This window comes from Streptomyces sp. NPDC031100, assembly GCF_055570785.1.
Window position 1 is genome coordinate 83149 of record NZ_JBVIGN010000001.1, and the last position, 22447, is coordinate 105595.

Consider the following 22447-nt stretch of genomic DNA (forward strand, 5'->3'; position numbering starts at 1 on the left):
GCCAGGAGTTCCCTCAGCTCTTCCGGCGCCGTGCCACCGTCACCGCTCCCCCGCCGACGAGCACCAACGCCAGCGCCCCGCCCGCGAGGTACGGCGTCGCCGAGCTGCCTCCCGTCTCCGCGAGGTCGGCGCGGGCGCCCTGGGGCTTCACGTCGGAGGCCGGGTCGTGGCTCGGTACGGGGTGCTTGGCCGACGGGACCATCGGTGACGCACAGGTCGCCTTGGCCAGGGTGATCGTTCCTTCAACCTCGGCGACGTTGAGCTTCAGCGGATTGACCGAGACCTTGAGTTCGAGGGCCGTCGCGGCTGCCGTGCGGGTCGTGGTGCTGTGCCGGGAGAGGTCGAGGCGGACCTCTCCGATGCCGGGCACCTTCACCTCGGTCGGGCCGCCGGCGGTCAGCGTGACGCGCTTGCCGAGGACGGTGACGGCGCCGAGGACGTCGGCGGAGGCGACGGGCTGCTTCCCGACCGCGCAGGTCGCCTTCGCGGTGACCGTGCCGAGCTGGACGAGGGAGAGCAGGGGCAGGCCCGGGACGTGCAGCTCGGCGTGGGCGACGCGGACCGAGCCCTCGGCGAGCTCGTCGTTCACCGTGGCTCTGGCCGACGCGACCTGCGCGCCGAGGACGGTGAACGGTTTGCCGCCGTCGACGCCGTCGAGCCGGGCCGTCAGCGCCGTCCTGTCGGCGCTCTCGGGTGCCTGGACCTCGTTGAGGGTGACCGCGAGCGGGACGTTCACGGTCTTGTTGAGCAGGGACACGTCGAGTCCGGTGCGGAGGACGACGGCGGAGGCGCGACCGTGGTCGGTGGTCGCGGGCGCGGCGCCCGCGCCCAGGATCGCGGGCCCTGCGGCCAGGGCGGTGACCGTCGCGACCGCGGCGAGACGGCGTGCGGGCATGCGGAAGTTGTTGCTGTTCAAGGCGGGGGACCCCCAGACGGAACATACGTGGGACCCGTCAACCTTGTACGCACTGTGGGTGAACGGTCAGCTGTCCTGGGTCACTTCACTCAAACGTGGATATACCGCACGAGCCTTCGAATCACCGGGCACAGATGTTCCCTCACTCCACCACGCGCCCGTTCAGCACCACCCGGCGCGGTGCCGCCAGCACGCGGACGTCCGCCCGTGGATCGGACTCGTACACCACCAGATCGGCCGGTGCGCCCTCCTCCAGGCCGGGGCGGCCCAGCCAGGCCCGGGCGCCCCAGCTGGTCGCCGACAGCGCCTCGACGGGCGGGATGCCCGCGGTGACGAGTTCGGCGACCTCGCCCGCCACCAGGCCGTGGGCCAGGGAGCCGCCCGCGTCCGTGCCGACGTAGACCGGGATGCCGGCGTCGTAGGCGCCGCGCACGGTGTCGTAGCGGCGCTCGTGCAGCCGGCGCATATGGGCCGACCAGCGCGGGTACCTGGTCTCGCCGCCGGCCGCGAGCAGCGGGAAGGTGGCGATGTTGACGAGGGTCGGGACGATCGCGACGCCACGCTCGGCGAACAGCGGGATCAGGTCCTCCGTCAGGCCCGTGGCGTGCTCGATGCAGTCGATGCCCGCCTCGACCAGGTCGCGCAGCGGGCTCTCGGCGAAGCAGTGCGCGGTGACCCGGGCGCCGAGGCGGTGGGCTTCGGCAATCGCCGCCTCGACCGCCTCACGGGGCCAGCAGGCGGACAGGTCACCGAGGTCGCGGTCGATCCAGTCGCCGACCAGCTTGACCCAGCCGTCGCCGCGCCGGGCCTCCTGGGAGACGTACGCGACGAGTTCCTCCGGCTCGACCTCGTGGGCGTAGTTCCTTATGTAGCGGCGGGTGCGGGCGATGTGCCGGCCGGCTCGGATGATCTTCGGGAGGTCGTCGCGGTCGTCGACCCAGCGGGTGTCCGAGGGCGAGCCCGCGTCGCGGATCAGCAGGGTGCCGGTCTCCCGGTCGGTCAGCGCCTGCTTCTCGGCGGTGTCCGCGTCCACCGGGCCGTCCGCGCCGAGGCCCACGTGGCAGTGCGCGTCGACCAGGCCGGGCAGCGCCCAGCCCTCGACGGTCCGGATGTCCCGGGCGTCGGCGGGGCGGTCGTAGGAGATACGGCCCCCGACCACCCACAGCTCGTCGCGGACGTCCTCGGGCCCGACCAGGACCCGGCCCTTCACGTGCAGCACCGCGTGATCGCTCATGTACCGCACCCTAATGAGTTACGGCTCCGACTTCCCCACCTGGTCCGAGGTCTCCTCCTCCACCTCGGCCATCGCCGGGTCGAGCAGGCGGGACAGGAAGTGACGGGTGCGCTCGTGGCGGGGGCTGCCGATCACCTGGTCCGGGGTGCCGTCCTCGACGATCACGCCGCCGTCCATGAAGACGACCCGGTCGGCGACCTCGCGGGCGAAGGTCATCTCGTGCGTGACGACCATCATCGTCATGCCCTCGGTGGCGAGCATGCGCATGACGGCGAGGACGTCTCCGACCAGTTCCGGGTCGAGCGCCGAGGTCGGCTCGTCGAAGAGCATGACTTGCGGGCCCATCGCCAGCGCGCGGGCGATGGCCACGCGCTGCTGCTGGCCGCCGGAGAGGGAGGACGGGTAGGCGTCGGCCTTCTCGGACAGGCCGACCCGGGCGAGGTTCTCGGCGGCGACCTCGGCCGCCGTGGCCTTGTCCCGCCCGAGGACCCGGCGCTGCGGGAGCGTGAGGTTCTCGGTGACGTTCAGGTGCGGGAAGAGGTTGAACTGCTGGAAGACCATGCCGATCCGGCGGCGTACGGCGTCGATGTCGACGTCCGGGTCGGTCAGCTCGGTGCCGCCGACGAAGACCTGGCCCTTGGTGGGCTCCTCCAGCAGGTTCACGCAGCGCAGCAGTGTCGACTTGCCGGAGCCGGACGGGCCGATGACGCAGACGACCTCGCCCTGGTTGATCTCCAGGTCGATGCCGCGCAGGACCTCGTTGTCGCCGAAGGACTTGTGCAGCCCGCTTACCTGAATCTCCGGGCGGCTCACCGGATCGCCTCCTGGGACTTGGACTCCATACGGCGCACGACGAGGCTGAGCGGGATCGTGACCAGCAGGTAGCACAGGCCCGCGACCAGGATCGGCGTGGAGTTGGCGGTCGTACTGGCCAGGTCGCGGCCGTACTTGGACAGTTCGCGCTCCTCCAGGGTGACGCCGAGGAACAGCACCAGCGAGGAGTCCTTGAAGAGCAGGACGAGTTCGTTGGTCAGCGGCGGCAGGATGATCCGGAAGGCCTGCGGCAGGATGATCGAGACCATGGCGCGGGCGGGCGAGAAGCCCAGCGAACGGGCCGCCTCCATCTGCCCCTTGGGCACGGCCTGGATGCCGGCGCGGATGGTCTCCGCCATGTACGCGGCCGAGACCAGGCCGAGCGCGAGGGCGACCTTGCCGTAGGTGCCGCCGGGGATCTCGGTGCCCGGGAAGGCGAGCGGCACGGCGACACCGACGAAGATGAAGATCAGCAGGGCGGGCAGGCCGCGGAAGATCTCGATGTAGACGCTCGCCAGCCAGCGGTACGGCCCCACGGACGACAGCCGCATCAGCGCGATGACCATGCCCAGCACGAGCCCGACGACGAAGCCGGACAGGGTGTAGAGCACGGTGTTCTTCAGCGCCAGCGTGATGACGTCCGGGAACATCTGCCGGGCGATGTCGGCCTGCGCGAACTGGTTCTGCAGCCGGTCCCAGTCCGCCGTGACCGCGAAGGCGATCACGGCGGCGACGAAGACGGCGTACTGCACGCCCCGGGACAGGCTGCGCTTCTGACGCCGGGTCAGTCCCTTTTTCTTCGGCTGGAGTCGTACGTCGGTATCGGTCATGAGGCGGCGGGAGAGGCGACGGAGGCCTCGTACGGGCCGATCCACTGCTCGTAGAGCTTCTTGTAGGTGCCGTCGGCCTTGGCGTTCTTGATGGCCTTGTTGATGGCCTCGCGCAGGGCGGTGTTGCCCTTCTTCACCGTGAAGCCGTACTGCTCGCCGGTCTTGAGGTTGTCGACGACCTTGAACTTGTCCGCGTTGGCCTTGTCCTTCAGCCAGCCCTGGACGACCGGGTAGTCGATGACGACCGCCTGGACCTGTCCGGTGCGCAGGCCGTTGAGGACCGCGTCGGAGGACTCGAAGGAGATCGGGTCGAAGCCCTTGCCCTTGACGTAGTCCTCGCCGGTGGTCTGCGCCTGGGCACCGAGCTTCTTGCCCTTGGTCTTGACGTCGGCGAGCGAGTTGATCCCGCTGTTCTTGTCGACCAGCACGGCCTGGGTGGCCTCGAAGTACGGGTCGGAGAAGTCGACGTTCTTCTTGCGCTCGGCGGTGATGGTCATGCCGGCCGCACCCAGGTCGCACTGGCCGGAGTTGAGGAAGGCACCCGTCTTGAAGTTCTCGAACGGCGTGTCGAAGATCTGCTGCCTGACGCCCAGGTCCTTGGCGACGAGGTCGATCAGGGAGACGTCGAAGCCCTGCACCTTGCCGTTGATCTCCGACTGGAACGGCGGGTACGGCAGGTGGGTGCAGGTGGTCAGCTGACCGGCCTTGGCGAGGTGGACTCCCTTGACGGTGGTCTTGCCGTTCCCCCCGTTGTCCGAGGAGCAGCCGGCCACGAGCACGAGCCCGGCCGTCGCGGTGGTGACGGCCAGAAGGCGGGTCCGGCGTCCGAGCGTTTTCATGGGGCGATCTCCATGTGGGGGAACTGTGGGTTCCGATTATAAGGAAGAGTTTGAGTCTCTCAAACCAAACCCATGGTTACGGAACCGTTCCACTTAAGATCGATGGAGTCGCCCCCAGCGCTGCCGCCGCTGGAGGGTGCGATCCGCGCGGCGGCAGGCCCCGACCCGCACTCGCCCACCCGGAGGTCGGCGAGGCTCGAAAACCGGCCGGAATTCAAATTGCTTTCACAATTCCTGCGCATTCATTAGAAGATAGCTTCCCATCGTCTTCTGCCCGCTTTTTGCGAGGCTAAACAACAAGGTTTCGTAGGGATTTCCAGGCTGTGACGTACTCCACAACGGGATGGTTTTGTCATAGTTTACGGTGGGGCAAGCCGGACATTTCACCACCCCGAGCCCCCGCCTCGATCAACGCGGCCGTGCATTTCTGAATTTGCCTCGCTAAATTCCTTCCGCATGACTGCGCGACCAGCAGACCTGTTCATCGACCGACCAGCGGTGGCCGACGGAGCCGCGCTCTGGCGCCTCGCCAAGGAGTCGAAAACCCTCGACCTGAACTCCTCGTACAGCTACCTGCTGTGGTGCCGGGACTTCGCCGGCACCTCGGCGGTGGCGCGCGGCGCGGACGGCGAGCCCGTCGGTTTCGTCACCGGGTACGTGCGGGCCGACCGCCCCGGCACCCTGCTCGTCTGGCAGGTCGCCGTCGACGCCGGCCACCGGGGCCGCGGCATCGCCGGCCGGCTGCTGGACGGGCTGACCTCCCGGCTCGCCGCCGAGCGCGGCATCACGCAGGTCGAGACCACCATCACCCCCGGGAACACCGCCTCCGAGCGTCTGTTCACCTCGTTCGCCGGCCGGCACGGCGCGGACCTCACCCGCGAGGTGCTGTTCCCCGCCGAGGTGTTCCCGGACGGACCGCACGAACCGGAAGTCCTGTACCGCATCGGCCCGTTGACCCCCTCCACCTCGCACTGAGGAGCGATTCACCGTGACCATCACCCAGCCCGACCTCAGCGTCTTCGAGACCCTCGAGTCCGAGGTGCGCAGCTACTGCCGCGGCTGGCCCACCGTGTTCGACCGTGCGCAGGGCAGCCGGATGTACGACGAGGACGGCCATGCGTACCTCGACTTCTTCGCCGGCGCCGGATCACTCAACTACGGCCACAACAACCCGGTACTGAAACGGGCGTTGATCGACTATCTGTCCCGGGACGGGGTCACCCACGGCCTGGACATGTCGACCACGGCCAAGCGGTCGTTCCTGCAGACCTTCCAGGACCTGGTGCTGCGCCCGCGCGAGCTGCCGTACAAGGTCATGTTCCCGGGGCCGACCGGCACCAACGCGGTGGAGTCCGCGCTGAAGCTCGCCCGGAAGGTGAGGGGACGGGAGGCGATCGTCTCCTTCACCAACGCCTTCCACGGCATGTCGCTGGGCTCCCTCGCCGTCACCGGCAACGCCTTCAAGCGGGCCGGCGCCGGCATCCCGCTGGTGCACGGCACGCCCATGCCGTTCGACAACTACTTCGACGGCACGGTCCCTGACTTCCTCTGGTTCGAGCGGCTCCTCGAGGACCAGGGGTCCGGGCTCAACAAGCCCGCCGCCGTGATCGTGGAGACCGTGCAGGGCGAGGGCGGCATCAACGTGGCGCGCCCGGAGTGGCTGCGGGCGCTGGCCGACCTGTGCGAGCGGCAGGACATGCTGCTGATCGTCGACGACATCCAGATGGGCTGCGGCCGTACCGGCGCGTTCTTCTCCTTCGAGGAGTCGGGCATCACACCCGACATCGTCACGGTCTCCAAGTCGATCAGCGGGTACGGCCTGCCGATGTCGCTGTGCCTGTTCAAGCCCGAGCTCGACGTCTGGGAGCCGGGCGAGCACAACGGCACCTTCCGCGGCAACAACCCCGCGTTCGTCACCGCCACCGCGGCCCTGGAGACGTACTGGGCCGACGGCTCCGCCATGGAGAAGCAGACCCGGGCTCGCGGCGAGCAGATCGAGCAGGCGCTGATCTCGATCACCGAGGAGAACCTCGCCGACGTGAAGGAGTACCGCGGGCGCGGTCTGGTGTGGGGCCTGGAGTTCCACGAGAAGGCGCGGGCCTCCCGGGTCGCCCGGCGCGCCTTCGAGCTCGGCCTGCTCATCGAGACATCCGGACCGGAGGGCGAGGTCGTCAAGATGCTGCCTGCGCTCACCGTCACCCCCGACGAGCTGGACGAGGGCCTCAGCATCCTCGCCCGGTCCGTCCGCGAGACCGCCTAGCACCATCCACCGAGGAGGAAGCGCAACACCGTGATCGTCCGATCGTTCAAGGACATCGAAGGCACCGACCGGCATGTGAAGGCGAAGTCCGGCACCTGGGAGAGCAAGCGGATCGTCCTGGCCAAGGAGCGGGTCGGCTTCTCCCTGCACGAGACCATCCTGTACGCCGGGACCGAGACGTCGATGTGGTACGCCAACCACGTCGAGGCCGTCGTCTGCACCAAGGGCGAGGCCGAACTCACCGACCACGAGGCCGGGACGACGTACACCATCACCCCCGGCACCCTGTACCTCCTCGACGGGCACGAGCGGCACACGCTGCGGGTCAAGGAGGACTTCCACTGCATCTGTGTGTTCAACCCGCCGGTCACCGGACGGGAGGACCACGACGAGAACGGCGTCTACCCGCTGCTCACCGAGCCGGAGGAGGTGTGACACCCATGACCACCGTCACCGATCTTTACCCCAGCCGCGGCGCCGCCGAGGTGACCGTCCCGCGCCAGGACCCGGTCGTCTGGGGCTCCCCGGACACGCCCGGCCCGATCACGACCGCCGACCTCCAGTCGTACGAGCGTGACGGCTTCCTCGCCGTCGACCAGCTGATCACCCCGGACGAGGTCGAGGTCTACCGGCAGGAGCTGGACCGGCTGGTCGCCGACCCGGCGATCCGGGCCGACGAGCGCTCGATCGTCGAGCCGGCGTCGCAGGAGATCCGCTCGGTCTTCGAAGTGCACCGGATCAGCGAGCTGTTCGCGAACCTGGTGCGGGATCCGCGGGTGGTCGGCCGGGCCCGGCAGATCCTCGGCTCCGACGTGTACGTCCACCAGTCCCGGATCAACGTCAAGCCGGGCTTCGGCGCGAGCGGCTTCTACTGGCACTCGGACTTCGAGACCTGGCACGCCGAGGACGGCCTGCCGAACATGCGCACGGTGTCGGTCTCGATCGCGCTGACCGAGAACCACGACACCAACGGCGGGCTCATGATCATGCCGGGCTCGCACCGGACGTTCCTGGGCTGTGCCGGCGCCACGCCCAAGGACAACTACAAGAAGTCGCTGCAGATGCAGGACGCGGGCACCCCGTCCGACGAGGCGCTGACCCGGCTGGCGAGCGAGTACGGCATCCGGCTGTTCACCGGCAAGGCCGGTTCGGCGACCTGGTTCGACTGCAACTGCATGCACGGCTCCGGCGACAACATCACGCCGTTCCCGCGCAGCAACGTCTTCATCGTGTTCAACAGCGTGGAGAACACGGCGGTCGAGCCGTTCGCGGCGCCGGTGCGGCGGCCGGAGTTCATCGGCGCAAGGGACTTCACCCCGGTGAAGTAGCCCCAACAGCCACCGGGCCGGGGCCTCCTCGTGTGGGACGGGAGGTCCCGGCCCGGTCGTGCCGTCAGCCGGACAGCGCGTCCAGCAGGCGGTCCACGTCCGCGGGCGTGTTGAACAGGTGGAAGGCCGCGCGCAGGTTGCCCGCGCGGTCGGAGACCTCGATGCCCGCACGGCTCAGTTCGGGCTGGCGGCCGCCGAGTCCGGGCACGGAGACGATCGCCGAGCCGGGGGCGGGCACCGCCTCGTGGCCGAGGGCGGCGAGCCCGGCCCGGAACCGGTCGGCGAGGGCCACGTCGTGGGCGTGGACGGCGGCCACGCCGAGTTCCTCGATCAGGTCGAGCGAGCGGCGCAGGCCCGCGAAGGTGAACAGGGCGTGGGTGAGGTCGAACCGCCGGGCGGAATGGGCGAGTTCGGCGACCGGGCCGTAACAGCTGTCCCACGGCTTCTCGGCCGCCACCCAGCCCGCGAGCAGCGGGGTCAGCCCGCCGAAGTCCTCGGGGACCGTGAGGAAGGCCCCGCCGTGCGGGCCGAGCAGCCACTTGAAGGAGACGGACGCGGTGAAGTCGTAGGCGTCGGCCTCCATCGGGAGCCAGCCGGCCGCCTGGGAGAAGTCGACGTAGGTGCGCGTCCCGTGCGCGCGGGCGGCCTCCCGCAGGGCGGGCAGGTCGGCGATCCGCCCGTCGGCGGACTGGGCGGCACTGACCGCGACCAGCGCGGTGCCCGGGCGGACGGACTCGGCGATCCGCTCCAGCGGCACCGAGCGGACCTTGAGGTCGCCGCGGACGTGGAAGGGGTTCAGCACGGAGGTGAAGTCGCCCTCGGCGGTGAGGACTTCGGCGCCGGCCGGCAGCGAGGCGGCGATCACGCCCGTGTGCGCGGCGACCGAGGAGCCCAGCGCCACCTGGGTGACCGGGACTCCGGCGAGCCGGGCGTACGCGGCCCGGCAGGCCTCCACGTCCTCGTACAGCGGGGTCAGCGGCCGGCCCTCGGCCCGCAGCAGCGCCGCCTCGTGCAGGGCGGCGACGGTGCGGGCCGGCAGCAGGCTGTTGCTGGCGGAGTTGAGGTAGGTGGTCTTCGGGGTGAACTCGGCGCGGACGAGGCTTTCGAACGTCTCCGTGGTCTCCATGGGTCCACTTTGTGGCCCGAGGAAGTCATAGTCCATTGCTGATTTTTACGTGGATCCACTTAGGAGCACTTATACGTCCGCGCCGACCTGCGGTTTCTCAGTGCTGGGGCACCGCGCACCCGTCCGGGCCACAGGCCGCCCCATCCCCTTGGTCCCCCTGGTCGACCAGCTTCAGCGGGGACCGCTCGCCCCAGGCCTGGCCGAGCGCCTGGGTGAAGACCTCGGCGGGCTGGGCACCGGAGACGCCGTACGTGCGGTCCAGGACGAAGAAGGGCACACCGGTCGCGCCGAGCTGGGCGGCCTCGCGCTCGTCGGCGCGGACCTCGTCGGCGTAGGCGGCCGGGTCGGCGAGCACCGCGCGGACGGCCTGGGCGTCCAGCCCGGCCTCGACGGCCAGCTCCACGAGCCGCTCGTCGCCCTCGGTGAAGACGGACCGCTCCTCGGCGAAGTTCGCCCGGTACAGGATCTGGATCAGCTCGTCCTGCCTGCCCTGCTCCTTGGCGAAGTGCAGCAGACGGTGCATGTCGAAGGTGTTGCCGTGGTCGCGGTCCCGGGTGCGGTAGTCCAGGCCCTCGGCGGCGGCCTGGGCGCCCAGGTTGTCCTCGCCGGCCTGGGCCTGCGCCTCGCTCATGCCGTACTTCCTGGTGAGCATGGTGATCACCGGCTGGACGTCGCCCTTGGCACGGCCCGGGTCCAGCTCGAAGGAGCGGTGCACCACCTCGACCTCGTCGCGGTGCGGGAAGGCAGCCAGCGCCTTCTCAAAGCGGGCCTTGCCCACGTAGCACCAGGGGCAGGCGATGTCGCTCCAGATCTCGACGCGCATGTCTTCGGCTCTCTCCAGGTCGTACGGGCGCGGAGGCTCTCTCCGCCCAGTACGTGAACGTTCAAACAGCTATGTTCATTCCCCGGGCACGGCGAAGCGGAGGAAGAGGTGGTGATCGCCCTCGGCGGGCGGGTTCTCCGGGTCGGGGATCCAGCCTTGGCGGGCGTAGAAGGCCTGGGCGCGGGCGTTGTCCGCATGGACGTCGAGCACGGCCGTCCGCTTGCCGTCGGCCTGCCACTCCTCCAGGCAGGCCGTGTGCAGGGCCGTACCGATGCCGGCGCGCCAGTGGCCGGGGTCGACGTGGAACTGGAACAGCTTGACCGTGTCCGCGGGTGCGCCGTCCGGGGTACGGAAGGAGGCGATGCCGACGATCCGGCCCTGCTCCACGGCGCACAGCACATGTGCCTCGGGGCGCTCGATGGAACCGCGCCAGGCCTCGACCCAGTCGAAGTCGGCCGGCGGGAGCCCGTCCGGATAGTAGGTCGAGCGCGCCCGGACGTGCAGATCGGCGATGACCTCGGCTTCGGCGGGCAGGGCGGTGCGGATCACCAGAGCACGGTTCAGACGTTCACTGATCATGCAACGGAGGACGTACCCGACACCGGCTCCGGTTCCGCGCCCCGCCCTGCCCGTCGGCTCACCTGCCGTCCCGCAGATCGTCGGGCCAGCCGGGCCGGAACTCGATGTGGTCGTAGGTCACCACGCACCCCTCGCCCATCGGCGACTGGGTCATGAAGCCGACCAGCGCCGCGCCGGTCTCCTTCTCCTCGCCGAGGGTGAAGAGCCGGACGAAGGTCCAGCGCCGGCCGTCCCGGGAGGCGTGGAAGGCGAAGGCCCGGCCGGTCCGGCTGACCCGCAGCCACACCGAACTCCCCTGCACGGTAAAGGAGTTCGCGTCGTCGGAGTGTCCCCGGGTGACCACCGTGCAGACGGTGGGCACGTCCGGGGAGTACTCCAGACAGAGCTTGGCCCAGGCGCGGTCGCCGACATGGACGTAGAGGACTCCGGCGTCGAAGGCCGCGTTGAACCCGACGGTGACCCGGGCTATCAGCTGGAAGTCGCCCTCGGGCGCCCCGAGCAGCCGGGGCGCGTCGGAGGCGGGCTCCAGGGCCTCCCCGGTGGGCGTGACGAACCGATCCTGCCGGGGCCCGGCCCACCCGGTGAGCACACCCCCCTCGTAGGACCAGTTACCGTCAGGCCCGTAGGTGCGCAGGGCGAAGGGGAGTTCGGGAAGTTCCACGTCCATGGCGTGAGTGTCCCAGGTTCCCCTTTCCGCCGTCTCGCGCATGCGATCAGCGTTCGAGGCTGCCGTTGAACCGCCGCGGGAGTCCCAGCGGGTTGTCGTCCCGGAGCTCCGGCGGCAACAGGGCCTCCGGCGCGCTCTGGTAGGTGACCGGCCGCAGCCACCGCTCGATGGCCGTACCGCCCACGGACGTGGACGTGGAGGTGGTGGCCGGGTAGGGACCGCCGTGATGCTGGGCCGGAGCCACCGCCACGCCCGTCGGCCATCCGTTCACCAGTACACGGCCCGCCAGCGGAGTCAGCTCGGCAAGGATCTCGGCGCCGCGGCCCTCGCCGGCGGCCTCCTCCGTCGACAGATGGACCGTCGCCGTGAGGTTGCCCGGCAGCCGCGAGAGAACCGCGGTCGCCTCGCCCTCGTCCTCGTACCGGACCACCACGGTCACCGGCCCGAAGCACTCCTCCAGCAGCAGGTCGTACGCCCCCTGCTCGGCCAGTTTCGCCGCCGGCACCATGAGGAACCCGGCGCTGACCGTGTGCTCGCCGCCCGCGCCCGGGGTGACCGGCGAGTCCACCTCGGGCAGCTGTGCGCGCTCGGCGACGCCCGCCACGAAGTTGTCCCGCATGCGGTGGTCGAGGAGGACACCCGCTTCGGTGTCGCTGACGGCGGCCGTGAGCGCCTTGACGAGGCCGTCGCCCGCGGCGCCGGACGGCACCAGCACCAGGCCGGGCTTGACGCAGAACTGACCGACGCCCAGGGTCATGGACCCGGCCAGCCCGGAGCCGATCGCCTCCGCCCGCTCGGCCGCCGCCGCCTCGGTCACCAGGACCGGGTTGAGCGAGCCCAGCTCGCCGTGGAACGGGATCGGCACCTCACGTGCGGCGGCCGCGTCGAACAGGGCCCGCCCGCCGCGCACCGAACCGGTGAAGCCCGCGGCGGCGACCAGCGGGTGCCTGATCAGCTCGACGCCCGCCTCGAAGCCGTGCACGAGGCCGACGACGCCCTCGGGGATGCCGTGCTCGGCGGCGGCCCGGCGCAGCACTTTGGCGACCAGCTCGGACAGGGCCGGGTGGTCGGGGTGGGCCTTGACCACCACCGGGCAGCCCGCGGCCAGCGCGCTCGCGGTGTCGCCGCCCGCCACGGAGAAGGCGAAGGGGAAGTTGGAGGCGGAGTAGACGGCGACGACGCCGAGGGGGACCTTGTAGCGGCGCAGGTCCGGTATGGGCGGGGTGGCGGTGGCGTCGGGGTGGTTGATGATGACGTCCAGGAAGGCACCCTCGTCGACGCTGTCCGCGAAGGCCCGCAACTGGTAGGCCGTGCGGGCGAGTTCGCCGGTCAGCCGGACCGGGCCGAGGGCGGTCTCGGCGTCGGCCGTCTCGATCAGACCGTCCTTGGCCGCCTCCAGGCCGGCTGCGGCCGAGCGGAGGAAGGCGGAGCGCACGGCACGGTCGGCGAGCGCGCCGCGCACGGCGTGCGCCGCCCGGACGGCCGCGTCCACCTCCTGGGCTGTGGCCTCGACCGCAACCTGTTCACGCTGCTTCCCGGTGCGCGGGTCGACACTCCAGACTGGTGCTGCTGCCACCGCGGATCCCTCCAAGTAAGGCCGCATTTCCTGGGTCAACCATCAGTCGCGTTCGATATACTGAACACTGTCTCTGATGATGAATACGCTGCTCGGAGACTATATATCCAGGCTCTCGTCGAACGAAGGGGTCAAGGGCGATGTCGGCAGGCGAGACAGGCGGGGCTCAGGTCAAGTCCGCGGTGCGGACCGTTGAATTGCTCGAGTACTTCGCCGGCAAGCCCGGTATGCACTCCCTCGCGGCCGTCCAGGAGGCCGTGGGCTACCCCAAGTCCAGCCTGTACATGCTGCTGCGCACGCTCGTGGAGCTGGGCTGGGTGGAGACGGACGCGACGGGGACGCGGTACGGCATCGGGGTGCGGGCGCTGCTGGTCGGCACGTCCTACATCGACGGCGATGAAGTGGTGGCGGCGGCCCGCCCGACCCTGGACCGCCTCTCCGACGACACCACGGAGACCATCCACCTGGCGCGTCTGGACGGCACGAACGTCGTCTACCTGGCCACCCGCCAGTCGCAGCACTACCTGCGCCCCTTCACCCGCGTCGGCCGCCGCCTGCCCGCCCACTCCACGTCCCTCGGCAAGGCACTGCTCGCCACCCACACCGACGAGCAGGTCCGCAAACTCCTCCCGGAGACCCTCCCGGCCCTCACCGAGCACACCATCACCGACCGCGAGAAGCTGATCGAGGAACTCCACCAGGTCCGCGAGCAGGGCTTCGCCGTCGACCGCGAGGAGAACACGCTGGGCCTGCGCTGCTTCGGCGTGGCGATCCCGTACCGCACCCCCGCCCGGGACGCCATCAGCTGCTCGGTCCCGGTGGCCCGGCTGACCCCCGCCCACGAACAGATGATCAAGGACGCCCTGTTCGACGCGCGGGACCGGCTGACGCTGGCGACGCGGAGGCTGTGAGAGCCTGTGTCATATCTCCGGTCGGATCAGCGCGCGGCGTCTGGTGCGTGCGATCGCAAGGCGCCGGAGCGCCCTCGATGGGGGTGCCCCCGCGCGAGCGAAGCCGAGCGTGGGGGAGGAGCCACGTGGGTGGTTCGGCAACGCGGCTGGGGGTCCCCCCACGCCCTTAAGGCAGTGGGGGAGTGCGTGCCAGACGCCGCGCGCCCGGCCGGGGATATGACACAGGCTCTGAGGAGGACGGGCGTCTCCGCCGAGCGGCGGAGGCGGATCGTCGTCGCGCAGGAAGTGGGCCGACCCCTGGGCGCGGGAGCGTTGAGGCATGACTTCCTCAACCGCTGCCGACGCCACCAGCCTGCGGCTCCGTCCCGTGCTGCGGCTCATCGCCATCGTCTCCTGTCTGCCGTACCTGTCCCTCAAGCTCGCCTGGATCTCCGGGAGCCATCTCGGTATCCCGGACGGGAGTCCGTTGCTCGAGCACCGGATGGTCATGGCTCTGGCCAACGGGCTCACCGTGCTCATGGACGCCGCCGTCATCGTGCTGGCGCTGTTGCTGACCCAGGCGTGGGGGCGGCGGGTGCCCGCCTGGGTGCTCGCGGTGCCGATGTGGGTCGCCACGGGGCTGCTCGCGCCGATCATGGTGGGGTTCCCGCTGCAGCTGGCAGTGCACGGGGGTGCGGACAGCGGTGACGACCGGCCGTTCCTCGACGGGTGGGTGTTCGGGGTCGTGTACGGGGGGTTCATCGTGCAGGGGCTCGCTCTGGGGACGCTGTTCGTCGGGTACGCCCGCGAGCGGTGGGGCCACCTGTGGCGGGGGCGGGTGTGGGAGCTGCCCGCGCACAGCACGGTGGCCGCGCAGCGGATGACCGCCGTGGCGGCCGGGCTGCTCGCGCTCGTCCCGTGCGCGCTACGGCTGCTGTGGGCCTGTGGGTTCACAGCCGGGCGGAACATCAGCGGCGGCCGGCTCATGGAGGTCGTCTACGTCGGCTTCCTGGCCGCCGCCGTCACCGGCGCCTGCCAGCTCGCCTTCCGCCGTGGCCGCCCGCTGCCGGTCACCGTGCCCCTCGCCCTCGCCTGGGTCGGCTCCGGCGCGGTGGCCTGCTGGGGAGCCTGGATGTCGCTCGCCGCCCTGGTGAACCACAACCTCGCCGACCGCCCGACACCGGCGATGAGCCTCACCTACGCTGTCCAGATGATCGTCGGCCTGCTCGTGGCGACCGTCGCCGCGCACCACTTCGCGGACCGGTCCGCCAGGACCCCACAGTGACACAGGCGTTGGGGCTCCTCTTCGGGGGGCGGGCGCGCCGTCGCTGGATCCATCTGATCCTGGGCGGCGCGCTCGCCATGCCGTACGTCCTCGTCGGCTCGGTGATCGTGGGACCGATCACCGGCGTGGACGACGTGTTCGGGTCCCTGCCCCTGCAACTCGGCTCGTTCGCGCTCGGGTTGCCGCTCGCCACCGTGACCTCGCTCTTTCCGCTGACCCGCCCGCTGGAGTCCGGCGCCGCCCGCGCCCTGTGCGGCATCGAGGCGGACGCCCTCGCCCACGGCCCGGCCCGGACACGCTCCGAACGGGGCCGTACGGCCGCCTGGTTCACGCTGCATCTGGGCCTCGGCGGGATCATCTCCGGGATGTCGCTGGCCGTACCGCCGTTCGCGGTGTTCCTCATGATGCTGCCCCTGTTCCAGGGGCTGCGCGACACCCGGCTCGGGACGCCCGAAGTCCTCGACCACGGCTGGGCGTTGGCGCTCTGCCCGGTCGCGGGCCTCGCCATCCTGCTCGCCCTCGCCGCCTGCGCCGCCGTCTGCGGGGCCCTGCTCGCCCGCTGGGCGCCCGCCCTGCTCGGGCCCACGCCCGCGGACCGGCTGGCCGCGGCCGAGGCGCGCGCCGCCGACCTCGCCGTGCGCAACCGGCTCGCCCGCGAGCTGCACGACTCCGTGGGGCACGCGCTGAGCGCCGTCACCCTCCAGGCGAGCGCCGCCCGCCGCGTCCTCGACACCGACCCGGAGTTCGTCCGCGAGGCGCTGGCCGCCATCGAGGACACCACCCGGCGCACGGTCGGCGAACTGGACGCCGTCCTCGGCGTGCTGCGGGACGGCGACACCCCCGGCACCGCCCCCGCGCCGACCCTCGCGGCCGACCTGGACGGGCTGCTGCGCCGGACCAGGGCGGGCGGGCAACGCGTGACCGCCACCGTCGACACCGACCCCGCCGCCCTGCCCCCGCTGGTCTCCCGGGAGGCGTACCGGATCGTGCAGGAGGGTCTGAGCAACGCCCTCAAGCACGCCGGCGACCCGGTCACGCTCCGCATCACCACCGCCGACGGCCACCTGGAGATCACCGTCGACAACCCCCTCGGCGCCTGCCCCGCTCCCCGCCCCGGTGGCGGCCACGGCCTGCGCGGCATCGCCGACCGGGTACGGCTGCTGGGCGGTACCTCGCACGCGGGCGCGTCCGGGGACACCTGGCGCCTGCACGTCCGACTGCCGCTGAAGGGATCCACGTGACCGACGAGAAGCCCGCCGTCCGGGTCGTCCTCGCCGACGACGAACGCATGGTCCGCACCGCCCTGCGGGCCATCCTCTCCGCCGAGCCCGGCCTGGAGGTGGTCGGCGAGGCGGCCACCGGCGCCGAGGCGGTGTCCGTCGTGCGGGAGCTGCGCCCCGACGTCGTCCTCATGGACGTCCGCATGCCGGAGGTCGACGGCATCCGGGCCACCGAGCAGATCCTGGCCACCCTCGACGAGCCGCCCCGGATCGTGGTCGTGACCACCTTCGAGAACGACTCCTACGTGTACGACGCGCTGCGCGCCGGAGCCGCCGGGTTCCTGCTGAAGCGGGCGGACGCCGACACGCTCGTCCAGGCGGTGCGGCTGGTCGCGCGCACCGACAGCCTGCTGTTCCCGTCGGCCGTACGGACCCTCGCGACCGAGCACGCGCACCGGGCGCCGGCACCCCCGGCCTGGGTGGGCCGGCTCACGGGACGCGAGAGCGAGGTGCTGCGGCACATGGCCGGCGGGCTGACCAACGCGGAGATCGCCCGCCGTATGGACGTCGGCCCGGCCACCGTGAAGTCGCACGTCGCGGCCGTCCTGGCCAAGACGGGCACCCGGGACCGGACGCAGGCCGTGATCGCCGCGTACGAGGCCGGTTTTCTGAACACACGATGAGAAATGCGGGCGTACGGGAACGATCGCCCCCGTCTCGATCGTCTTCACGAGCGGGATGAACAAGACGATCAGGCGGGCGTCCGTCTTCGCGCTGCTGCTCGTGCTCGCCCTGCTGGTCAGGGCGACCTGGGTGCAGTTCTACGACGGCAAGGCCCTAGCGGACGACAACGACAACCGGCGGAACGTGATCGAGACGTACTCACGACCGCTCGGGAACATCATCGTGGCCGGGAACGCGATCACCGGCTCGGCCCGGACGAAGGGCAGCGACCTCGCGTACAAGCGGACGTACAAGGACGGCAGGCTGTACGCGGCGGTGACGGGCTACGCCTCACAGGCCTATGCCCCGACGCAGCTGGAGGGTATCTACGGGGAACTCCTCAACGGCACGGACAACCAGCTGAAGACCGTGCTGGACACGGTCACCGGCAAGCGCGCCGACCCGGGCAACGTGCTCACGACGATCGACCCGGCGGTGCAGAAGGCGGCGTACAAGGCGCTGGGCGGCAACAAGGGCGCGGCCCTCGCCCTCGACCCGAAGACCGGCAGGATCCTCGCGGTGGTGTCGACCCCGTCGTACGACCCCGCGCAGCTCACCGACGCGAACACGGCCGGGGTGGCCTGGAAGCGGCTGAACGCGGACAAGGACAAGCCGCTCACCAACCGGGCGCTGCGCCAGCCGCTGCCGCCGGGCTCGACGTTCAAGCTGGTGGTGGCCGCGGCCGCGCTGGAGAGCGGGCTGTACAAGAACGTGGACGACCCCACGAACAGCCCCGACCCGTACACCCTGCCGGGCACGACGCGCGTGCTGGCCAACGAGAACAAGTCGGCCCCCTGCGAGAACGCCTCCATCCGGGTCGCCCTGCGCTACTCCTGCAACAACGTCTTCGGCAAGATGGCCGTCGACCTCGGCCAGGACAAGGTGAAGGCGATGGCCGAGAAGTTCGGCTTCAACGACGACGAGCGGGACGTGCCCGTGCGGGCCTACGCCAGCGTGTACCCCTCGGGCATGGACAAGGCGCAGACCGCCCTCTCCGGCATCGGCCAGTTCGACGTCACCGCGACCCCGCTGCAGATGGCCATGGTGTCCGCGGCCATAGCCAACGGCGGCAAGCTGGTCTCGCCGCACATGGTCTCTCAGATCACCGACAGCGGCGGCGATGTGTTGAAGGACTACGACGACAGCGCGGACACCAAGGAGATCGTGAGCTCCTCCACCGCCGAGCAGTTGCAGTCGGCGATGGAGACGGTGGTGAAGGACGGCACCGGTACGAACGCGCTGATCGACGGGGCGACCGTCGGCGGCAAGACCGGTACCGCCCAGCACGGCGAGAACAACAGCAAGACGCCGTACGCCTGGTTCACCTCGTACGGCAAGTCGGACAGCAGCGGCAAGGAAGTCGCTGTCGCCGTGATGGTGGAGCAGTCGGATGCGGCCCGCTCCGAGGTCAGCGGCAATGGGCTGGCGGCGCCGGTGGCCAGGGCGATGATGCAGGCGGCGCTCAAGTAGACAGGCGGTGAGGGGGCGGTTCGGCAGAACCGCCCCCTCAACCTCACTTGACTCCCAGCATCTGCTCCACCGGATCGATCGCGAAGTACACGAGGAACAGTGCCGAGACGCCCCACAGCAGCCAGTTGACCTCCCTGGCCTTGCCGAGGACCGTCTTGATGAGCACGTACGACAGGAAGCCCGCGCCGATGCCGTCGGTTATCGAGTACGTGAACGGCATCGCGGCGATGGTCAGGAACGCCGGGATCGCGATCTCGTACCGGTCCCAGTCGATGTGCTTGACGTGGGTCATCATCAGGAAGCCCACCGCGATCAGCGCGGGCGCGGCCGCCTGGAGCGGGACGATCGTCAGCAGCGGGGTGAGGAAGAGCGCGAGGCCGAAGAGGCCGCCGGTGACCAGGTTGGCGAAGCCGGTGCGCGCGCCCTCGCCGACACCGGCCGCGGACTCGATGTAGGCGGTGTTGGAGGAGGCGGAGCCGACACCGCCGACGACGGCGGCGGCGCCGTCGATGAACAGGACGCGGCCGATGCCCGGCACCTGTCCCTGCTCGTCGAGCAGTCCGGCCTCCGCGCTGATGCCGACGATGGTGCCCATGGCGTCGAAGAAGTCCGACAGGATCAGGGTGAAGACCAGCAGGACGGCGGTGAGGACGCCGGCCTCGGCGAAGCCGCCGAACAGGTTGAAGTGACCGACGAGCCCGAAGTCCGGGGTGGCGACGATCTTGTCCGGGACCTTCGGGGTGGTCAGACCCCAGCTCTTGATGTCGGCGACGGCGTTGATGACGATCGCGACGACGGTCATCGTCACGATGCTGATGAGGATCGCGCCCTTCACCCTGCGGGCGAGCAGCGCGATGGTCAGCAGGACGCCGAGACAGAAGACGAGGACGGGCCAGCCGGTGAGGCGGCCGACGGCACCGAGTTGCACCGGGACGGTGGTGTGCGCGGCGTCCGGGATACGGCTGACGAATCCGGCGTCCACGAAGCCGATGAAGGCGATGAACAGGCCGATGCCGACGCCGATGGCCTGCTTCAGCTGCTGCGGGATCGCGTTCATGATCGCCTTGCGGAGCCCGGTGAGGACCAGGACGCAGATCAGCACGCCCTCCAGGACGACCAGGCCCATCGCGTCGGACCAGCTCATCAGCGGGGCGAGCTGGAAGGCGACGACGGCGTTGAGGCCGAGGCCGGCGGCGATCGCGAGCGGGAGGTTGCCGCCGACACCCATGGTGATCGTCATCACGCAGGCCACCAGCGCGGTGGCGGTGACGAGTTGGCCGGTGTCGAGGGAGTGGCCGAACTTGTCCTTGGCGCTGCCGAGGATGATCGGATTCAGGACAAGGATGTAGGCCATCGTGAAGAACGTGGCGAAGCCGCCCCGTATCTCCCGGCCGAAGGTGGATCCCCGCTCGGAGATTCTGAAGTACCGGTCGACGCTGCTCCCGGCAGGTGGCGCGGCACCCGGCCGCTGGTCCACCTTCTGCGTCTCGGACATGGTCGTACTCCTCGTTGCCTGATGAGCGTGTGCGGATGCTGGCTGGATTGTTCCCCCGTTGAACCCGTTTCAGGTTTTCCCCGTGTTACGGAATCGAGTTCGGCCTGCCGTACGATGTCCGATCTCGACCACCCGGTGGCGTATGCGCGGGGCGTGGTCGCCAACCTGGCCCGCACCCGGATCCGCAGCGCGGTGCGCGAGCGGCGCCGGATCGCGCTGTTCTGGTCGCACCGCGAGGAGAAGACCGAGAACCCGGACGTCGCGGGCGTGGTGGCCGTGCAGTCGGCGCTGCGCCGCCTGCCCTTCCGCAAACGGGCGTGTGTGGTGCTCCGGCACGCGTTCGACCTGTCGGAGAAGGACACCGCGCTCGCCCTCGGGGTGTCGGTGGGTACGGTTAAGAGCCAGACGTCCAAGGGCATGGCCGAACTGCAGCGGCTGCTCGGCACCCAGGGCGTTCCGCAGAAGGCGCACGCGGCGATGGCGCGCGGTGGCGAGAGCGGAGGAAGGAACCGATGAGGCAGCAGGACGTGCACGACGAGCTGCGCGTCCGGCTGCACGAGGCGGCCGAGGCCCACGAACCCGACCGCGCACGCATCCTGGCCCGCGTCGAGCGTGGCATGGCCGCACAGGACCGCCCCGACCACCGGGCCACACGCCCGCCGGTGTTCGGCTGGGCGCGTGTGGTCAGCGCCACCGCGGCGGTGGCCGGAGTCCTCGCGATCGGCGGGTACGCGGTGGCGTCCGCGGTCAAGGACGGCACTCCCCCGCAGCAGACGGTCGCGGTCTCACCCACACCGACGCCCGCACCGACTCCGGATACTTCGACGCGGCCGCCGGCGCACTCCGCGGACCCGGCACCCGGCACGGGCGCCACGCACCCGTCCCGCACGCCGAGTTCCTCACCGTCGAAGGCCCCCAAGACCTCCGCACGGCCGCCCGTGCCCCACGGCGAACAGGACGGCCCGCTGTGGTCGGACGGCTCGGTGGACCCGCACAGCAACGATTTCTGGGCACAGAGCAACCTCACCCTCAAGACGAGCGGGCAACTCACCGCCCTCACCGTGCAGTTGAAGGTCGCGCAGACCGGCGGAGTCGGTTCGACCGGCGCCTGGCGCTCACTGCCGGAGCAGGACTTCGACCTCACGGTCGGCGAGCAGAACGGCTTCCTGGTCTACACCTGGGTGCTCAAGGCGGGCCGTACGGTCCCCAAGGGCGAGTGGGTGTTCGCCGGGCAGTACGACCACGAGCGCGGCGGCCGGGACGCGAAGGACGACAGCTACTCGATCACGGCCACGGCGAACGGCCGACAGCACGCGGTCTCCGGCGACTTCGCCTCGCACGACGGCAGCGACGGCGGCTCGTAAACTCGGCAGCGGCGGCGAGGCCGGCCCCCCTCGGTCAGCAGAAGAGCGCCCCGCCGGTGAAGACCGGCGGGGCGCTTTCCTGTGCCCTCGACTGCCGCGAGGCGCCGAGTGCGAGCGGCTGCTCAGGACCTATGGATGAACGTCAGGAGACGAAGTAGGTCGGGTTCGGCAGCTTGTAGGTGCGGTCGGCGTAGCCGCCCTCCAGGTCCGAGTACTGGTCGCCGAAGTTGGCGATGATCTCGTACCCGAGGTCGTCCTCGATGTGCTTGCGGGTGCCGGACTTGTACTGCACCGTCGTGCAGGTCCAGGCGCCCGGGGTGGCGCAGTCGCCCAGGTAGGCCGGCGGGTTGGCCTTGTCCTTGAGGAACATGTGGTCGGCGTCGAGGTTCACATCGGCGCCGATCTTCTTCAGGTTCGCGACGGCGGCGGTGCGCTGCGCCTCGCTGAGACCGGAGTTGTAGAAGACCTCGACGCCGCGGGACTCGGCGTACTGCACCAGCTCGGGGCTGCCGAAGACGGCCGGACGGTCGGCCTTGTTCACGTAGTCGGCCCAAGTGGCCGAGTTGTACGTGTAGTTGTAGCGCTTCTCGTAGTCGAGGCTGAGCAGCAGCGTGTCGTCGATGTCGAAGACGACGGCCGGCTTCTCGCCGTGGCGGTACGCCTTGCGGGCCGCCTTGTCTATGTAACGCTTCGCGGCAGCGTCGATGTCCGCCAGGTCCTGGGCGTACGGGCTGTCCGGGGACGCCTGGTAGACGCCGTTGCTGTCGGCGGTGGTGCCGTAGTAGGTGTCGATGTCCTTCGCCAGGAGCCCGATGTTGTAGGGCTCGTGGGTCGAGTTCGCCGTCGACTGACCGGCGGTGGCCGCACCGGCGCCGTACAGGACGCCACCGGCGAGGGCACAGGCGGCGGTGACCGCCGCGATCCGCAGTGATTTATGCATGACAGGTTTCTACGCGCGTCACCCAGTCGAATGCGAGATCCGTTGCATGATCGATACACACCAATTTGG

Annotated in this window: 22 protein-coding genes and 1 pseudogene; 11 read left to right on the plus strand and 12 right to left on the minus strand. The window is 70.3% G+C overall.

Features of this window, described 5'->3' with window-relative positions; all coding sequences use genetic code 11:
- Window positions 1–13 precede the first annotated feature (13 nt).
- From ACZ5DS_RS00405 to ACZ5DS_RS00425, 5 genes are all read right to left on the minus strand, one after another.
- Window positions 14–916, minus strand: a complete 903-nt coding sequence (locus ACZ5DS_RS00405) for an SCO1860 family LAETG-anchored protein (RefSeq protein WP_468232492.1) — start codon at window positions 914–916, stop codon at window positions 14–16.
- Window positions 917–1058: 142 nt separating this feature from the next.
- A complete protein-coding gene (locus ACZ5DS_RS00410; protein WP_468232494.1) occupies window positions 1059–2150 on the minus strand; it encodes an amidohydrolase family protein in 1092 nt (363 codons plus the stop codon).
- Window positions 2151–2168: 18 nt separating this feature from the next.
- Complete coding sequence (locus tag ACZ5DS_RS00415) at window positions 2169–2963, minus strand: amino acid ABC transporter ATP-binding protein (protein ID WP_468232496.1); 795 nt, start codon at window positions 2961–2963, stop codon at window positions 2169–2171.
- Entirely contained in the window at window positions 2960–3793 is an 834-nt protein-coding gene (locus ACZ5DS_RS00420) for an amino acid ABC transporter permease (protein ID WP_468232498.1), read from the minus strand. The genes ACZ5DS_RS00415 and ACZ5DS_RS00420 overlap by 4 nt, the downstream gene beginning before the upstream one ends.
- On the minus strand, window positions 3790–4632 hold the full coding sequence (locus ACZ5DS_RS00425) for a transporter substrate-binding domain-containing protein (RefSeq protein WP_468232500.1): 843 nt from the start codon (window positions 4630–4632) through the stop codon (window positions 3790–3792). The genes ACZ5DS_RS00420 and ACZ5DS_RS00425 overlap by 4 nt, the downstream gene beginning before the upstream one ends.
- Window positions 4633–5088: 456 nt before the next feature.
- On the opposite strand from ACZ5DS_RS00425, the gene ectA reads away from it, so the two are divergent.
- Genes ectA through thpD form a run of 4 tightly spaced genes read left to right on the plus strand, consistent with a single transcriptional unit; the run spans window position 5089 to window position 8220 of the window.
- Complete coding sequence (ectA, locus tag ACZ5DS_RS00430; RefSeq protein WP_468232501.1) at window positions 5089–5607, plus strand: diaminobutyrate acetyltransferase; 519 nt, start codon at window positions 5089–5091, stop codon at window positions 5605–5607.
- 13 nt (window positions 5608–5620) lie between these two features.
- Window positions 5621–6892 carry a diaminobutyrate--2-oxoglutarate transaminase gene (ectB, locus tag ACZ5DS_RS00435; protein WP_468232503.1) on the plus strand — a complete coding sequence of 424 codons (1272 nt, stop codon included), beginning with the start codon at window positions 5621–5623 and terminating at the stop codon, window positions 6890–6892.
- Window positions 6893–6922: 30 nt separating this feature from the next.
- Window positions 6923–7327, plus strand: a complete 405-nt coding sequence (locus ACZ5DS_RS00440; protein WP_468232504.1) for an ectoine synthase — start codon at window positions 6923–6925, stop codon at window positions 7325–7327.
- A 5-nt stretch (window positions 7328–7332) separates the two neighbouring features.
- The gene (gene thpD / locus ACZ5DS_RS00445; protein WP_468232505.1) at window positions 7333–8220 is read left to right on the plus strand and encodes an ectoine hydroxylase; all 888 of its coding nucleotides are present in this window, start codon (window positions 7333–7335) and stop codon (window positions 8218–8220) included.
- Between the two features lie 64 nt (window positions 8221–8284).
- Here thpD and ACZ5DS_RS00450 read toward each other — a convergent pair whose 3' ends face one another.
- The 5 genes from ACZ5DS_RS00450 to ACZ5DS_RS00470 form a co-directional block, all read right to left on the minus strand.
- The gene (locus ACZ5DS_RS00450) at window positions 8285–9346 is read right to left on the minus strand and encodes an aminotransferase class V-fold PLP-dependent enzyme (protein WP_468232506.1); all 1062 of its coding nucleotides are present in this window, start codon (window positions 9344–9346) and stop codon (window positions 8285–8287) included.
- Between the two features lie 97 nt (window positions 9347–9443).
- Window positions 9444–10169 carry a DsbA family oxidoreductase gene (locus ACZ5DS_RS00455; RefSeq protein WP_468232508.1) on the minus strand — a complete coding sequence of 242 codons (726 nt, stop codon included), beginning with the start codon at window positions 10167–10169 and terminating at the stop codon, window positions 9444–9446.
- Between the two features lie 75 nt (window positions 10170–10244).
- Window positions 10245–10748: a GNAT family N-acetyltransferase gene (locus tag ACZ5DS_RS00460; protein WP_468232510.1), complete on the minus strand. Its 504-nt coding sequence runs from the start codon at window positions 10746–10748 to the stop codon at window positions 10245–10247.
- A 58-nt stretch (window positions 10749–10806) separates the two neighbouring features.
- Complete coding sequence (locus tag ACZ5DS_RS00465; RefSeq protein ID WP_468232512.1) at window positions 10807–11415, minus strand: DUF1349 domain-containing protein; 609 nt, start codon at window positions 11413–11415, stop codon at window positions 10807–10809.
- Window positions 11416–11461: 46 nt separating this feature from the next.
- A complete protein-coding gene (locus ACZ5DS_RS00470) occupies window positions 11462–12991 on the minus strand; it encodes an aldehyde dehydrogenase (NADP(+)) (protein WP_468232514.1) in 1530 nt (509 codons plus the stop codon).
- 140 nt (window positions 12992–13131) lie between these two features.
- On the opposite strand from ACZ5DS_RS00470, the gene ACZ5DS_RS00475 reads away from it, so the two are divergent.
- The 5 genes from ACZ5DS_RS00475 to ACZ5DS_RS00495 all read left to right on the plus strand — a co-directional run bounded on the left by ACZ5DS_RS00475 (window position 13132) and on the right by ACZ5DS_RS00495 (window position 18579).
- A complete protein-coding gene (locus ACZ5DS_RS00475) occupies window positions 13132–13902 on the plus strand; it encodes an IclR family transcriptional regulator (protein ID WP_145874802.1) in 771 nt (256 codons plus the stop codon).
- A gap of 319 nt (window positions 13903–14221) precedes the next feature.
- Complete coding sequence (locus ACZ5DS_RS00480) at window positions 14222–15166, plus strand: hypothetical protein (protein ID WP_468232516.1); 945 nt, start codon at window positions 14222–14224, stop codon at window positions 15164–15166.
- On the plus strand, window positions 15163–16407 hold the full coding sequence (locus ACZ5DS_RS00485) for a sensor histidine kinase (protein ID WP_468232518.1): 1245 nt from the start codon (window positions 15163–15165) through the stop codon (window positions 16405–16407). Before ACZ5DS_RS00480 ends, ACZ5DS_RS00485 begins: the two co-directional genes overlap by 4 nt.
- Window positions 16404–17069, plus strand: coding sequence for a response regulator (locus tag ACZ5DS_RS00490; protein WP_468232520.1), 666 nt, complete (start codon window positions 16404–16406; stop codon window positions 17067–17069). Before ACZ5DS_RS00485 ends, ACZ5DS_RS00490 begins: the two co-directional genes overlap by 4 nt.
- A gap of 55 nt (window positions 17070–17124) precedes the next feature.
- On the plus strand, window positions 17125–18579 hold the full coding sequence (locus tag ACZ5DS_RS00495) for a peptidoglycan D,D-transpeptidase FtsI family protein (RefSeq protein WP_468232522.1): 1455 nt from the start codon (window positions 17125–17127) through the stop codon (window positions 18577–18579).
- A gap of 43 nt (window positions 18580–18622) precedes the next feature.
- Here the strand turns inward: ACZ5DS_RS00495 and ACZ5DS_RS00500 are convergent, their stop codons facing one another.
- Complete coding sequence (locus ACZ5DS_RS00500) at window positions 18623–20074, minus strand: NCS2 family permease (protein WP_468232524.1); 1452 nt, start codon at window positions 20072–20074, stop codon at window positions 18623–18625.
- Window positions 20075–20200: 126 nt separating this feature from the next.
- On the opposite strand from ACZ5DS_RS00500, the pseudogene ACZ5DS_RS00505 reads away from it, so the two are divergent.
- Window positions 20201–20590, plus strand: a pseudogene (locus ACZ5DS_RS00505) (sigma factor-like helix-turn-helix DNA-binding protein); the annotation flags it as partial.
- Window positions 20587–21438: a hypothetical protein gene (locus ACZ5DS_RS00510; RefSeq protein ID WP_468232525.1), complete on the plus strand. Its 852-nt coding sequence runs from the start codon at window positions 20587–20589 to the stop codon at window positions 21436–21438. The pseudogene ACZ5DS_RS00505 and the gene ACZ5DS_RS00510, both read left to right, overlap by 4 nt.
- A 142-nt stretch (window positions 21439–21580) precedes the next feature.
- Here ACZ5DS_RS00510 and ACZ5DS_RS00515 read toward each other — a convergent pair whose 3' ends face one another.
- A complete protein-coding gene (locus ACZ5DS_RS00515) occupies window positions 21581–22378 on the minus strand; it encodes an HAD family acid phosphatase (protein WP_468232527.1) in 798 nt (265 codons plus the stop codon).
- Window positions 22379–22447: the final 69 nt, after the last annotated feature.

What these genes read in the sequence shown, in the direction of transcription:
- ectA (WP_468232501.1), top strand. Translation starts at nt 5,089, where the DNA reads ATGACTGCGCGACCAGCAGACCTGTTCATCGACCGACCAGCGGTGGCC.
- ACZ5DS_RS00480 (WP_468232516.1), top strand. Translation starts at nt 14,222, where the DNA reads ATGACTTCCTCAACCGCTGCCGACGCCACCAGCCTGCGGCTCCGTCCC.
- thpD (WP_468232505.1), top strand. Translation starts at nt 7,333, where the DNA reads ATGACCACCGTCACCGATCTTTACCCCAGCCGCGGCGCCGCCGAGGTG.
- ACZ5DS_RS00475 (WP_145874802.1), top strand. Translation starts at nt 13,132, where the DNA reads ATGTCGGCAGGCGAGACAGGCGGGGCTCAGGTCAAGTCCGCGGTGCGG.
- ACZ5DS_RS00455 (WP_468232508.1), bottom strand. Translation starts at nt 10,169, where the DNA reads ATGCGCGTCGAGATCTGGAGCGACATCGCCTGCCCCTGGTGCTACGTG.
- ACZ5DS_RS00425 (WP_468232500.1), bottom strand. Translation starts at nt 4,632, where the DNA reads ATGAAAACGCTCGGACGCCGGACCCGCCTTCTGGCCGTCACCACCGCG.
- ACZ5DS_RS00410 (WP_468232494.1), bottom strand. Translation starts at nt 2,150, where the DNA reads ATGAGCGATCACGCGGTGCTGCACGTGAAGGGCCGGGTCCTGGTCGGG.
- ACZ5DS_RS00450 (WP_468232506.1), bottom strand. Translation starts at nt 9,346, where the DNA reads ATGGAGACCACGGAGACGTTCGAAAGCCTCGTCCGCGCCGAGTTCACC.
- ACZ5DS_RS00460 (WP_468232510.1), bottom strand. Translation starts at nt 10,748, where the DNA reads ATGATCAGTGAACGTCTGAACCGTGCTCTGGTGATCCGCACCGCCCTG.
- ACZ5DS_RS00500 (WP_468232524.1), bottom strand. Translation starts at nt 20,074, where the DNA reads ATGTCCGAGACGCAGAAGGTGGACCAGCGGCCGGGTGCCGCGCCACCT.
- ACZ5DS_RS00420 (WP_468232498.1), bottom strand. Translation starts at nt 3,793, where the DNA reads ATGACCGATACCGACGTACGACTCCAGCCGAAGAAAAAGGGACTGACC.
- ACZ5DS_RS00515 (WP_468232527.1), bottom strand. Translation starts at nt 22,378, where the DNA reads ATGCATAAATCACTGCGGATCGCGGCGGTCACCGCCGCCTGTGCCCTC.
- ACZ5DS_RS00510 (WP_468232525.1), top strand. Translation starts at nt 20,587, where the DNA reads ATGAGGCAGCAGGACGTGCACGACGAGCTGCGCGTCCGGCTGCACGAG.
- ACZ5DS_RS00465 (WP_468232512.1), bottom strand. Translation starts at nt 11,415, where the DNA reads ATGGACGTGGAACTTCCCGAACTCCCCTTCGCCCTGCGCACCTACGGG.
- ACZ5DS_RS00495 (WP_468232522.1), top strand. Translation starts at nt 17,125, where the DNA reads ATGAACAAGACGATCAGGCGGGCGTCCGTCTTCGCGCTGCTGCTCGTG.